Source organism: Azospirillum agricola, assembly GCF_017876095.1.
GTDB classification, from domain to species: domain Bacteria; phylum Pseudomonadota; class Alphaproteobacteria; order Azospirillales; family Azospirillaceae; genus Azospirillum; species Azospirillum agricola.
In genome coordinates this window covers 77,624-89,769 of sequence record NZ_JAGINM010000007.1, presented here as the reverse complement: position 1 = coordinate 89,769, position 12,146 = coordinate 77,624, and the positions used below count along the sequence as shown (strand labels likewise).

Genomic DNA, 12,146 nt, shown 5'->3' with positions numbered 1-12,146 from the left:
TTGATGGTTGTCGCGTTCCAACGGCGCGCTCTACACTCCGGCTTTCCTGCCGCCATGCCAGCCCGGAGTGCCCGCCTTGCCGGCCCAGTATCTGCCCACCGCCTGCCCGCACGATTGCCCGAGCACCTGCGCCCTGGAGGTCGAGCAGCTGGCCCCCGACCGCATCGGCAAGGTCCGGGGCGCCGCCGACAACAGCTACACGGCCGGGGTGATCTGCGCGAAGGTCAGCCGCTACGCCGAGCGCGTGCATTCCCCCGACCGGCTGAAGACCCCGCTGCTGCGCAACGGCCCCAAGGGCTCCGGCCAATGGAAGGCGATCGGCTGGGACGAGGCGCTCGACCGCATCGCCGACTCCTTCCTGACCGCCGAGCGGACGCTGGGGGCCGAGGCCGTCTGGCCGCTCTTCTACGCCGGCACCATGGGGCTGGTGCAGCGCGGCGCCATCCAGCGGCTGCGCCACGCCAAAGGCTATTCCCGCCAGATCAGCACCGTCTGCGACACGCCGGCCAACATGGGCTGGCTGGCCGGCTACGGCGACATCCGCGGCGCCGATCCGCGCGAGATGGCCGAGAGCGACCTGATCGTCAACTGGGGCGGCAACCCGGTCGCCACCCAGGTCAACGTGATGACCCACGTCAGCCGCGCCCGCAAAACGCGCGGCGCCAAGCTGGTCACCATCGATCCCTACCGCACCGGCACCGCCGAAGTGTCGGACCAGCACCTGATGCTGCGGCCGGGCACCGACGGGGCGCTGGCCTGCGCGGTGATGCATGTGCTGTTCCGCGAGGGCTTCGCCGACCGCGCCTACCTCGCCCGCCTGACCGCCGAGCCCGAGCGCTTCGAGGCGCATCTCGCCAGCCGCACGCCGGAATGGGCGTCGGCCATCACCGGCCTCGGCGTCGCCGAGATCGAGGGCTTCGCCCGCCTCTACGGTTCGACCCCGCGCAGCTACCTGCGCGTCGGCTACGGCGTCAGCCGCACCCACAACGGTGCGGCGCAGATGCACGCGGTGTCCTGCCTGCCCATCGTCACCGGCTCCTGGCAGCACAGGGGCGGCGGCGGGCTCTACTGCTCGTCGGGCATCTACAACCTCGACAGGACGCTGTCGGAGGGGCTGGACCGGGTCGACACGCGCATCCGCGCCTTCGACCAGTCGCGCACCGGCGCGGTGCTGACCGGCGACCCGCGCGACCTGACCAGCGGCCCGCCGGTGACGGCGATGCTGATCCAGAACACCAACCCGGCGGCGATCTGCCCGGATTCCAACCGCGTCCGCCAGGGCTTCCTGCGGGAGGATCTGTTCGTCGCGGTGCACGAACAGTTCATGACCGACACGGCGCGGCTCGCCGATCTGGTCATTCCCGCCACCACCTTCCTGGAGCACGACGACATCTACCGCGGCGGCGGCCAGATGCACATCGTCATCGGCCGCAAGGTGATCGAGCCGCAGCACGAGGCGCGCGAGAATCATTGGGTCATCTCGGAGATCGCGAAGCGCGTCGGCGCCGAGCATCCCGGTTTCGGCATGAGCGCGCTGGAGATCATCGACGCCATGCTGAAGAGTTCCGGCCTCGGCGACGCGGCGACGCTGACCGGAAACCGCTGGATCGACGCCCAGCCGGATTTCGAGACCTCGCATTTCCTCAACGGCTTCGCCTTCCCCGACGGCAGGTTCCGCTTCGCGCCGGACTGGGCGGCGCTCGGCCCCTATGGCGGGATGCCGGAGCTGCCCGACCACATGCCGCCGGGCCGCGAGGCCGACGACGAGCACCCCTTCCGCCTCGTCACCGCCCCGGCCCGCCAGTTCCTCAACACCAGCTTCGGCGAGACGGTGACCTCCCAGCGCCGCGAAGGCCGCCCGACCGCGCTGATCCATCCGGAGGACGCCGCCGGCCTGAACCTTGCCGAGGGCGCGCCGGTGCGGCTCGGCAATCTCCAGGGCAGCGTGGTGGTGCACGCCAAGCCCTTCGCCGGGGTGCCGCGCGGGGTGGTGATCGTCGAGGGCATCTGGCCGAACACCGCCTTCGTCGAGGGCATCGGCATCAACAGCCTGACCTCGCCGGAACCGATCCCGCCAGCCGGTGGCGCCGCCTTCCACGACACGGCGGTGTGGCTGCGGGCGGCGTGAAAATCCATCACTGGAAGTGAACGCCGCCTTCTGAACAAGTCGTTGGTCGTGATGGGGCGGCGGGCGTAGCATCGCCGCCAACGACCAACGGACGGAGGCGGCGATGCCCGCGCACACGGAAACCTTGGACCGTCTGGGGCTGCGCTCCCCGATCATTCAGGCGCCGATGGCCGGCGGCGGCGACACCGCCGCCCTGGTCGCGGCGGTCAACGAGGCCGGCGGCTTCGGCTTCGTCGGCGCCGCCTACCTCACCCCCGCACAGATCGCCGAGCGCGCCCGCGACATCCGCGCCCGCACCGCCCTGCCCTTCGGCATCAACCTCTTCGCCCTGCTGCCGGAGCCGGCCCCCTCGCCGGTCATGGAGGAGGCGCTGACGCGGGTGGCGCCCTTCTTCGCCGAGCTCGGCCTGCCCGCCCCCACGGCGCCGGCCTATCCTGGCGACGCCTTCGCCGCGCAGATGCCCGCGCTGCTCGACAGCGGCGCGGCCGCCTTCAGCGTCACCTTCGGCCTGCCGCCCGCCGAGGCGGTGGAGGCGGCCAAGGCGCGCGGCCTGCGCGTGATCGGCACCGCCACCACGGTCGCCGAGGCCGTCGCGCTGGAGCGGGCCGGCGTCGACGCGGTGGTCGCGCAGGGCAGCGAGGCCGGGGGCCATCGCGGCAGCTTCCTCGGCGATCCGGCCGAGAACCTCGTCGGCACGATGGCGCTGGTTCCCCAGGTCGCCGACGCGGTGCGGGTGCCGGTCATCGCATCCGGCGGCATCATGGACGGGCGCGGGGTCGCCGCCGCGCTGGCGCTGGGAGCGGTCGCGGTGCAACTCGGCACCGTCTTCCTGACCAGCGACGAGGCCGGCGCGCCCGACGCCCACAAGCAGGCGATCCTCGACGCCAGTGAGGACCAGACCCGCATCACCCACGCCTTCTCCGGCCGGCCGGCGCGCGGCATCCTCAACCGCTTCATGGAGCGGGTCGAGGATCCGGACGCGGACGCGGCGGTCCTGCCCTTCCCGCTCCAGAACGCGCTGACCCGCCCCCTGCGCACCGCCGCCGCCCAGCAGGGCCGCGCCGCATTCCTGTCGCTGTGGAGCGGCCAGGGGCTGCGCATGGCCAAGCGCCGCCCGGCGGCGGAGATCGTCGCCGACCTGCTGCGGGACAGCGACTCGGTGATCCGCCGTCTGTCCGGCAGGGTCGGTTAGGCTTCCACCTGCACCCGGTTGCGTCCGCCGCGCTTGGCGCCGTAGAGCGCCTGATCGGCGCGGCGGATGAAGGCGTTCATCCCCTCCCCCGGCCGGAACTGGGCGACGCCGACCGACAGGGCGACGGTGCCGTAATTGGCGTTGCGCGCCTTGTTGACGATCTGCCGGCCGCCGACGAAGGTCCGCACCTGCTCCGCCACCTTCGCCGCGTTGTCCAGGCTGGTGCGCGGCAGGATGATCGCGAACTCCTCCCCGCCATAGCGGGCGGCGGTGTCGCGGCCCTTGATGCATTCCGTCAGCATGCGGGCGACCAGCTTCAGCACATGGTCGCCGACCAGATGGCCGTGCGTGTCGTTGAAGGTCTTGAAATGGTCGATGTCGAGCATCAGCAGCGACAGCGGCTGCCCGTCGCGCCCGGCCTCGTCGATGGCGTCGAGCAGCATCAGGTCGAAGGCCTTGCGGTTGGCGATGCCGGTCAGCCCGTCGGTCAGCGCCTCGCGCCGCGCGCTGTCGAGGCTGACCCGCATCTCCGCAAGCTGGTGGCTCGATTCCTGGAGCTGGAGCTGGAGCGCGGTCTGCCGCTCGACGATGGATGCGGTCTCGGCGGCGATGGCGGCGACCATGGCGCGCAGGTCGTTCAGACCGAGCGGCTGGGTCAGTTCGTCCTGGAAACCGCTCAGGGCGTGGCCGTAGCGCTCGGTCTCCGACCCGACGCTGCCGAGCTGCTCCAGGATGCGGCCCAGCGCGTAGCGCGCCTTGTCGGACGTCTCGCGGATCGCCTGGACCTCGGCGTCCAGCGTGAAGAAACGCTTGAACAGCTCCTCGCACAGGCTCTGCGACAGGGCGATGCCGTCGCGGCTGGCGATGTCCACCGCGCGGGTCAAATCCGGATTCTGGCCGCTGAAATAGACATACCAGAGGGTGAAGTGTTCCGGGCTCGGCGGCAGGCGGTCAGCCAACATACGATCCAGCGCCCTGCCGGCCAAGGCGCTGGCCCTCTCGAACTCATCCCTGCTGGTCACCGGCGCCGCCTGTCGAAGAAACAATTCGATCTCGAACGATACGCGGGCTTGGCCGTTTCGGCAAGCGCGTTCTGTTGCGAGACTTCAGGAAACCAATCTCTTTAGTTGCACTGGCCGACCGAGTTTTCCGCACAGATGCGCGCGCCGTCGATCCAGCGCGCCCCCGACAGGTCGGCGTGGCGGAAATCCGTCCCGCCCAGCTTGGCGCCCGTGAAGTCGGCGCGGGCCAGGGTAGCGCCGATCAACTTGGCGTTGCGCAGATCGGCGTCCCGGAAGGAGGCTCCCGTCAGGTCGGCGCGGGTGAAGTCCGCCTCGATCAGCCGCGCCCGGTCGAACCGCGCCCCCGGCGCCGCCGTGCTGATGAATTTGGAACGATAGCCGTCGGCCTCGCTGAGATCGGCGTTGGCCAGGGTGGAGCGCTGGAAACTGGTGTCGCGCAGCATCGCGCCGGTCAGCGCCACTCCCGTCATCGTCTGCCCTTCGAAGGCACAGCGCCGCCACGCCACCTTCGGCCCGGCGGGATCGGTGCAATCGGCAAGGGCCGGAACGGAGATCGACACGAGCGCCAGGGCGGCGACGGCGAACAGGCGGGGGGCGAAACGAAGCTTCATCCTTCAACAGATGGGGATGGCCGCGCCCAGGACAACATCCCCCAGCGCGTTGACCGGGCGCGTCAATCGGACGCATCAATCGGATGGCGCGAGGCGCCCCACCGCACGCCCGGCCTGGGACGGGCGCGGCAGGACGGCGTGCGCGGCGGCCTGCGCCGCCAACGCCGCGGCGACCGCCTCCGGGAACGGGCAGGTGCGCCGCTGCTCCAGATCGACATGCAGCAGCATGAACTCCGCCGTCGCCGCCAGCCAGCCCTGCTCCGCGTGGTGCATCTGGTGGAACAGGTGCAGCCGCTTGCCGTCCGCCCCCAGGACATACGTGGCGAAGCGCAGCGGCGCCCCCTCCGTCACCTCGCGCGCGTAGGTCAGATGGGCATCGACCACGAACAGCGAGCGCTCGTCCCGCTCCACATAGGCCTTGCCGAGCCCTAACCGGTCGAGCGCCGCATCCGTCGCCTGATCGAAAGCCAGCAGGTAATAGGCGACGTTCATATGGCCGTTGTAGTCGATCCACTCCGGCCGGACGGTGGCCCGGTGCAGGTCGAGCGGAGTGCCGCTGACGATTCCGCCGGAAAGCATGGTCATACGCAGACATCCTCGAAGGTTGCGGCGCGGCGCGCGGCACGGATTTCCCCGGCGGCGCCCCACAGCCACCCATTGCAGCGGGGCGCCGAAACCCGTCGGCGTCAGGCCCAGCACAGGCCGTTCTCCCCTTCAGCTTCCATGCCCGCCCACTCCCGCCGGCCTTCCCCGGCCTCACCCTTCCCGGTCGCTCCAGCCTCCAATCGTCTCATGATGGGTGGAGGAATCGCCACGCTTCGAAAGCAGCACCGCCGTTCGATCCCTCCTCTCCGTTCGAGCCTCCTCCGGCTCGCTCAAACGCTGAAATACTTGGCGCGCGGATGATGAAGAACGATGGCGGACGTGCTTTGTTCCGGGTGGAGTTGATCCTCGTCCGACATCTCGATGCCGATCCGCCCGGCGTCGAGCAGCTTCAGAAGCTGTTCCTGGTCCTTCAGGTTCGGGCAGGCCGGGTAGCCGAAGCTGTAGCGGGAGCCGCGGTAGGACTGCTGCAACAGCTTCTCCTTGTCGCGGCTGTCCTCGGCGCCGTAGCCCAGCTCCGAGCGGATGCGGGCGTGAACGTACTCCGCCATCGCCTCGGTCATCTCCACCGACAGGCCGTGCAGGTAGAGGTAATCCTGGTAGCGGTTCTCGGCGAACCATTCCCGCGCCACCTCGGCGCAATGCTGGCCCATGGTGACGACCTGGAGGCCGAGCACGTCGCGCTCAGGATCGGTCACGTCGCGCAGGAAGTCGGCGATGCACTCGCCGTCCTCCTTGGCCTGACGCGGCAGGGAGAAGCGCGCCGCCTCGGTGATCCCGTCCTCCTCGAACAGGATGACGTCGTTGCCGTCGGCCGCCGCCTTCCAATAGCCGTAGACGGCGGTCGGCCGCAGGATGGTCTCGGTCGCGGCGATGCGCAGGATGCGGTCGAGCACCGGCCGCAGCTCCTTCTTCGCCCACTCCTTGAACTCCTCGAAGGACTTGCCGTCCTTCCGGTACCCCCACTGGAGCTGGTAGAGCATCCGCTCGTTCAGGTAGGTGACCAGCGTCTTCAGCGGCACATGGTCGATCAGCTTCGGCCCCCAGAAGGGCGGGGTCGGCACCGGCACGCCGTCGGCCAGCCGGCGGCGGCGGGCGCGCACGGCGTCCTTGTCCACCGGGCCGGTGGCGGCGCTGGTCGCCTGCCCCAGCACGCGGCGGCGGTTGACCGCCTTGCCGGCGCGCTTGGCCTGCTGGATGGCGAGTTGCTGGTCGAAGCTGCCGCCGACCACCTGATCCATCAGCGTCAGCCCGTCGAAGGCGTCGCCGGCGTAGGCCACGCGGCCCGAGCCGTAGGAGGCCACGCAGTCGCCCTCGACATAGGCGCGGGTCAGGGCGGCGCCGCCGAGCAGCACCGGCACCTCCAGCCCCTCGCGGGTCATCTCGGCGAGATTCTCGCGCATCACCACGGTGGATTTCACCAGCAGGCCGGACATGCCGACGGCGTCGGCCTTGTGCTCCTTGGCGGCCTGGATGATGGTCGTCACCGGCTGCTTGATGCCGAGGTTGATCACCTTGTAGCCGTTGTTGGTCAGGATGATGTCGACGAGGTTCTTGCCGATGTCGTGGACGTCGCCCTTCACCGTGGCCAGCACCAGCGTGCCCTTCTGCTGGCCGTCGATCTTCTCCATGTGCGGCTCCAGCCACGCCACGGCGGCCTTCATCGTCTCGGCCGACTGCAGCACGAAGGGGAGCTGCATCTTGCCGGCGCCGAACAGCTCGCCGACCACCTTCATGCCGTCGAGCAGGTAGGTGTTGATGATCTCCAGCGGCGGGTGGGTCTTCATCGCCTCGGCGAGATCGTCCTCAAGCCCGGTGCGGTCGCCGTCGACGATGCGCTCCTTCAGCCGCTCCTCGACGGTCTCGGCGCGCGCCTTCTTCTTGGCGTCCGCCGCCTTGCGGCCCTCGAACAGCGCGATGAAGGCCTGGAGCGGGTCATAGCCCCCATCTCCATTATCGGGCGAGCGGCGGTCGAAGATCAGATCCTCGGCGGTTTTCACCTCCTTCTCGGGGATCTGGTGCAGCGGCAGGATCTTGGAGACGTGGACGATGGCCCCGGTCATCCCGCGCTTGACCGCGTGGTCGAGGAACACCGAGTTCAGCACATGGCGCGCCGCCGCGTTCAGGCCGAAGGAGATGTTCGACAGGCCGAGGATGATCTGGCAGCCGGGCATCTCGCGGGCGATGGCCTCGATGCCCTCCAGCGTCCAGACGCCGAGCTTGCGGTCGTCCTCGTTGCCGGTGGCGATGGTGAAGGTCAACGGGTCGAACAGCAGGTCGGCCGGCGCCAGCCCGTACTCGTTCACGGCGAGGTCGTAGAGGCGCTTGGCGATCTCGAGCTTGCGCTCGGGAGTCTTCGCCATGCCCTCCTCGTCGATGGTCAGCGCGATCACCGCCGCGCCGAACTTCTTGGCGAGCGCCAGACGCTTGCGCGCCGGCTCCTCGCCGTCCTCGAAGTTGATGGAGTTCAGGATCGCCTTGCCGCCATAGAGCGCCAGCGCCTTCTCCAGCACGATGTATTCGGTCGAATCGACGACCAGCGGCGCCGTCACCGAGCCGACGAAGCGCGAGACCACCGCGTCCATCTCCGCCACCTCGTCACGGCCGACGAAGGCGGTGCAGACGTCCAGCGAGTGCGAGCCCTCCTTGACCTGCTCGCGCGCCATCTCGACGCAGCCGTCCCAGTCATGGCGCTCCTGAAGCTCGCGCCATTTCTTGGAGCCGTTGGCGTTGCAGCGCTCGCCGATGGCGAAGAAGGCGTTCTCCTGGCGCAGCGTCACCTGGGAATAGAGCGAGGCCACCGCCGGCACCCAATGCACGGTGCGGCCCTTCGGGTTCGGCCGGTGCGAGCCGGCCGGCGCCAGCTTGCGCAGCATCTGGTTCGCCGCCGCGATGTGCGGGACGTTGGTGCCGCAGCAGCCGCCGACGAGGTTCACCCCGTCCTCCGTGACGAAACGCTCCAGCCAATGGGCGAAATCGTCGGCGCGCAGCGGGTAGTGGGTCTTGCCGTCGAGCAGTTCCGGCAGGCCGGCGTTCGGCTGCACCGACACCAGCCCCGGCCAGTTCTGCGACAGCCAGCGCACATGCTCGCTCATCTCCAGCGGGCCGGTGGCGCAGTTCAGCCCCATCAGCGGCACGTCGAGCGCCTGGATCACCGTGGCCGCCGCCGCGATGTCGGTGCCGACCAGCAGCGTCCCGGTGGTCTCCACCGTCACCTGCACGAAGACCGGCGTGTCGGAGCCGGCATCAAGCCGCGCGCGCTTGATGCCGTTGACGGCGGCCTTGATCTGCAACGGGTCCTGGCAGGTCTCCACCAGGATGGCGTCGGCCCCGCCGGCGATCAGCCCGGCGGCCTGGACGAAGAAGCTGTCCTCCAGCGGCTGGTAGGCGATGTGGCCCAGGCTGGGCAGCTTGGTGCCCGGCCCGATCGAGCCGATGACGAAGCGCGGCTGCCCGTCGGTGAAGGTCGAGGCCGCCTCGCGCGCCAGCTCGACGGCGCGCTGGTTGATCTCGAAGGCCTTCTCGGAGATGCCGAACTCGCCCAGCGTGACCGGGGAGGCGCCGAAGGTGTCGGTCTCCACCATGTCGGCGCCGGCCTCGAAATAGCCGCGATGGATCTCGCGGACGATGTCGGGGCGCGACAGCGGCAGGATGTCGGTGCAGTTCTCGTGCCCCCAGTAGTCCTTCTCGACGTCGAGGTCGAGCGCCTGGATGCGGCTGCCGAACCCGCCGTCGCAAAGCAGAACGCGGTCACGCAGGGTGTCGAGGATGTGAGCCATGGGGAGAGTTCTTATCCGTTGCTTCAGGCGTCTTCGGGAAGATCAGGAAAGACCGTGGCGGTTGACCGGCCACCAGTCGGTATCGAGGATTTGGTCGAGGGTGTAAGGGCAATCGGCGAGGACAAGCTCGACGGCTATTCGATCCTGCCCCAGTCCGTCGATGGCGTAGTCGCGACCACGCCGGTACGCTTTGCCGAGGTCCAGCTTGCCTCGAAGGCTCGGGCTGTCGTCCAGCGCATCGTTGGCCTGATCGCGCTGCTCACGGACCGACCGGCGCCATCCACCACGCGGCTCGACAGCCGGTGAATGCTCCAGCTTCAGGAGGTGCTCGATCACACGGACCAGCGCGCTTTCGACCGCGCGCAACTCCGACCGGCCCATGCTCTCGATCTCCTCGGCGACGTTCTCCCAATCGATGGGCGTGTTGACGCGTTCGCGTGCGGCCTCGCGCAGCAGACGGGCCTGCTCCTCGGTCCAGGCGAGGAAATCCGTGTCGTACCCGATCCGGTTGTCCATGGAATCCGCCCTCCGCGCCACCACGCCCGAGATTAGCACAGGGCCGCGTCAGCCGGCGACCGGCGCCGGGGTCGCCGCCTTGGCCTTCACCCCCAGCATGCGGCAGATGGCGATGGTCAGGTCGGAGCGGTTCAGGGTGTAGAAATGGAAGTCCGAGATCCCCTGCGCCTGCAACGCCTGGCACTGCTCCGCCGCCACCGTCGCGGCGACGAGCAGCCGGGTCTCCGGATCGGCGTCCAGCCCCTCGAAGGTGGCGGCGAGCTTCGCCGGCATCGAGGCGCCGCATTTGCCGGCGAACTCCACCGCGCGGGCGAAATTGGTGATCGGCAGGATGCCCGGCACCACCGGCACATGGATGCCCGCTGCCGCACAGCGGTCGAGGAAGCGGAAATAGGCGTCGTTGTCGAAGAAGAACTGGGTGATGGCGCGGGTCGCCCCGGCGTCGACCTTGCGCTTCAGGTTGTCGAGGTCGAACTGGGCGCTCGGCGCCTCCGGATGGCTCTCCGGATAGGCGGCGACCGAGATCTCGAAATCGGCGATGCGCTTCATCCCCGCCACCAGATCGGCGGCGTAGGCGTAGCCGCCGGGAAACGGCTCATAGCGGCCGCCGACGCCCCCCGCCGTCTCCGGCGGGTCGCCGCGCAGCGCCACCAGATGGCGGATGCCGGCGTCCCAATAGCTGCGGGCGATGGAGTCGATCTCCTCGCGCGTCGCCCCGACGCAGGTGAAATGGGCGGCGGCCGGGATGCCGGTCTCCGCCTGGATGCGGGTGACGGTGGCGTGGGTGCGCTCGCGCGTCGAGCCGCCGGCCCCGTAGGTCACCGAGACGAAGCTCGGGGCGAGCGGGGCCAGCCGCTGGATCGACTGCCACAGGCTCTGCTCCATCTTCTCCGTCTTCGGCGGGAAGAACTCGAAGCTGACGGACGGGGTGGCGGTCATGACGTGGCTCCGCTGTGCGAAAGGGCGGGTTGGGAGGCGGCGGCCGGCGCGCCCGCGAGGCGGGTCGCCGGCCAGATGGAGACGGTGAGCGGATCGCCCGGCAGATGCGCCACCGGGCCGCAGGACAGGCCCGACTGGCGACACCAGCCGGCGACCTCCTGGTCGGCGAAGCCCAGCCGGCGGTGCGCGTGCTCCTCGCGCAGCGTCTCCAGCGTGTGGGGCGCGAAATCGACCACCAGCAGCCGGCCGCCGGGACGCAGCACGCGCGCCGCCTCGGCGACGACCTCGGCCGGCGATTCGGTGAAGTGCAGCACCTGATGGATCACCGCGGCGTCAAAGGAGCCGCTCGGAAAGGGAAGCTGGTACATGTCGGCCTGCCGCACGTGACAGTGGCGCAGGCCGGCCTCCTCCAGCGTGGTGCGGGCGATCGCCAGCATCTCGCGCGACTGGTCCACCCCGACCGCGCGCTGCACCCGCGGCCCCAGCACCTCCAGCATCCGGCCGGTGCCGGTGCCGATGTCCAGCAATTCCTCGACCCCCTTGCCGTCGGGGCCGCCGGCCGGGAACAGGCGCAGCAGCGCGGCCTCGACCTCGTCCTCCGCCACATGCAGGGAGCGGATCTCGTGCCAGCGGGCGGCGTTCTCGCGGAAATAGGCGGCGGCGGTCTCGGACCGGCCGCGCTTGATCGCCTCAAGCCGCTCCAGGTCCAGCGTCAGGGTCGGGTCGCTGTCGGGGATGGCGTCGACCAGCACGCGCGCCAGCTCCGCCGAGGCGCCCTTCTCGGCCAGCCGGTAGAAGGCGAAGGTCCCCTCGCGGAAGCGGTCGAGCAGTCCGGCGTCGCACAGCAACTTCAGGTGGCGCGAGACGCGCGGCTGGCTCTGGCCCAGGATCTGGGTCAGCTCGGTCACCGTCAGCTCGCCATGCGCGCACAGCGCCAGCAGCCGGAGCCGTGTGGTCTCCGCCGCCGCCTTCAGAGTCGCAAGCAGATCGTCCATCGCCCCGCATCCATCCCGAATCGCCCGCCCGGATCACGTTTCCGGGCCGCGGCGCACCCGCAGCTTCGGATACAGATATAAAGATATCTTTATGCGTCGTAAATCGTTTTTCACCGCGCATCCCCGGCAACCCGCGGATTTCCGGTGCGGCAACGGTATCACAGTCCACGGCGGGAGCTGAGACCGGCCCGCCGCCCGCACTGGTCAAACGGCCAAGCCTGTGTTAGTCCACGAAAAGGTGGAAATTGGACGATTTCTCGCACAGTCTTCACCGTGAACGCGCCGCCGCCTTGCCAGAGTTGAGAACTCCAGCCGCGGGAGTCCTCGGATGATGGTTGGACGGGCCGGCGACCCGACCCGA

At 69.6% G+C, this 12,146-nt stretch carries 9 protein-coding genes; 2 read left to right on the top strand and 7 right to left on the bottom strand.

The window, feature by feature from the left end:
- Nucleotides 1-76 precede the first annotated feature (76 nt).
- Both J2847_RS12080 and J2847_RS12075 read left to right on the top strand, forming a co-directional pair.
- On the top strand, nucleotides 77-2,128 hold the full coding sequence (locus J2847_RS12080; protein ID WP_209779219.1) for a molybdopterin oxidoreductase family protein: 2,052 nt from the start codon (nucleotides 77-79) through the stop codon (nucleotides 2,126-2,128).
- Nucleotides 2,129-2,231: 103 nt separating this feature from the next.
- Nucleotides 2,232-3,320 (top strand): NAD(P)H-dependent flavin oxidoreductase, encoded by a 1,089-nt coding sequence (locus J2847_RS12075; protein ID WP_209779218.1) that lies wholly within the window; start codon nucleotides 2,232-2,234, stop codon nucleotides 3,318-3,320.
- Here the strand turns inward: J2847_RS12075 and J2847_RS12070 are convergent.
- The 7 genes from J2847_RS12070 to J2847_RS12040 all read right to left on the bottom strand — a co-directional run bounded on the left by J2847_RS12070 (nucleotide 3,317) and on the right by J2847_RS12040 (nucleotide 11,785).
- On the bottom strand, nucleotides 3,317-4,342 hold the full coding sequence (locus J2847_RS12070; protein WP_143268519.1) for a GGDEF domain-containing protein: 1,026 nt from the start codon (nucleotides 4,340-4,342) through the stop codon (nucleotides 3,317-3,319). The genes J2847_RS12075 and J2847_RS12070 overlap by 4 nt on opposite strands.
- 101 nt (nucleotides 4,343-4,443) lie before the next feature.
- Nucleotides 4,444-4,953: a pentapeptide repeat-containing protein gene (locus J2847_RS12065; RefSeq protein WP_209779217.1), complete on the bottom strand. Its 510-nt coding sequence runs from the start codon at nucleotides 4,951-4,953 to the stop codon at nucleotides 4,444-4,446.
- A 75-nt stretch (nucleotides 4,954-5,028) separates the two neighbouring features.
- Nucleotides 5,029-5,538 carry a thioesterase family protein gene (locus J2847_RS12060; RefSeq protein WP_233474477.1) on the bottom strand — a complete coding sequence of 170 codons (510 nt, stop codon included), beginning with the start codon at nucleotides 5,536-5,538 and terminating at the stop codon, nucleotides 5,029-5,031.
- A 290-nt stretch (nucleotides 5,539-5,828) separates the two neighbouring features.
- Nucleotides 5,829-9,335 (bottom strand): methionine synthase, encoded by a 3,507-nt coding sequence (metH, locus tag J2847_RS12055; protein WP_209779216.1) that lies wholly within the window; start codon nucleotides 9,333-9,335, stop codon nucleotides 5,829-5,831.
- 42 nt (nucleotides 9,336-9,377) lie between these two features.
- Nucleotides 9,378-9,851, bottom strand: coding sequence for a DUF29 domain-containing protein (locus J2847_RS12050; protein ID WP_209779215.1), 474 nt, complete (start codon nucleotides 9,849-9,851; stop codon nucleotides 9,378-9,380).
- Between the two features lie 48 nt (nucleotides 9,852-9,899).
- Entirely contained in the window at nucleotides 9,900-10,790 is an 891-nt protein-coding gene (gene metF / locus J2847_RS12045) for a methylenetetrahydrofolate reductase [NAD(P)H] (RefSeq protein WP_209779214.1), read from the bottom strand.
- Nucleotides 10,787-11,785 (bottom strand): ArsR/SmtB family transcription factor, encoded by a 999-nt coding sequence (locus J2847_RS12040; protein WP_209779213.1) that lies wholly within the window; start codon nucleotides 11,783-11,785, stop codon nucleotides 10,787-10,789. Before J2847_RS12040 ends, metF begins: the two co-directional genes overlap by 4 nt.
- Nucleotides 11,786-12,146 lie beyond the last annotated feature (361 nt).

Bases quoted from the DNA above. Each gene is read 5' to 3' on its own strand.
- metF (WP_209779214.1), bottom strand. From the start codon at position 10,790: ATGACCGCCACCCCGTCCGTCAGCTTCGAGTTCTTCCCGCCGAAGACG.
- J2847_RS12075 (WP_209779218.1), top strand. From the start codon at position 2,232: ATGCCCGCGCACACGGAAACCTTGGACCGTCTGGGGCTGCGCTCCCCG.
- J2847_RS12050 (WP_209779215.1), bottom strand. From the start codon at position 9,851: ATGGACAACCGGATCGGGTACGACACGGATTTCCTCGCCTGGACCGAG.
- J2847_RS12065 (WP_209779217.1), bottom strand. From the start codon at position 4,953: ATGAAGCTTCGTTTCGCCCCCCGCCTGTTCGCCGTCGCCGCCCTGGCG.
- J2847_RS12040 (WP_209779213.1), bottom strand. From the start codon at position 11,785: ATGGACGATCTGCTTGCGACTCTGAAGGCGGCGGCGGAGACCACACGG.
- J2847_RS12060 (WP_233474477.1), bottom strand. From the start codon at position 5,538: ATGACCATGCTTTCCGGCGGAATCGTCAGCGGCACTCCGCTCGACCTG.
- metH (WP_209779216.1), bottom strand. From the start codon at position 9,335: ATGGCTCACATCCTCGACACCCTGCGTGACCGCGTTCTGCTTTGCGAC.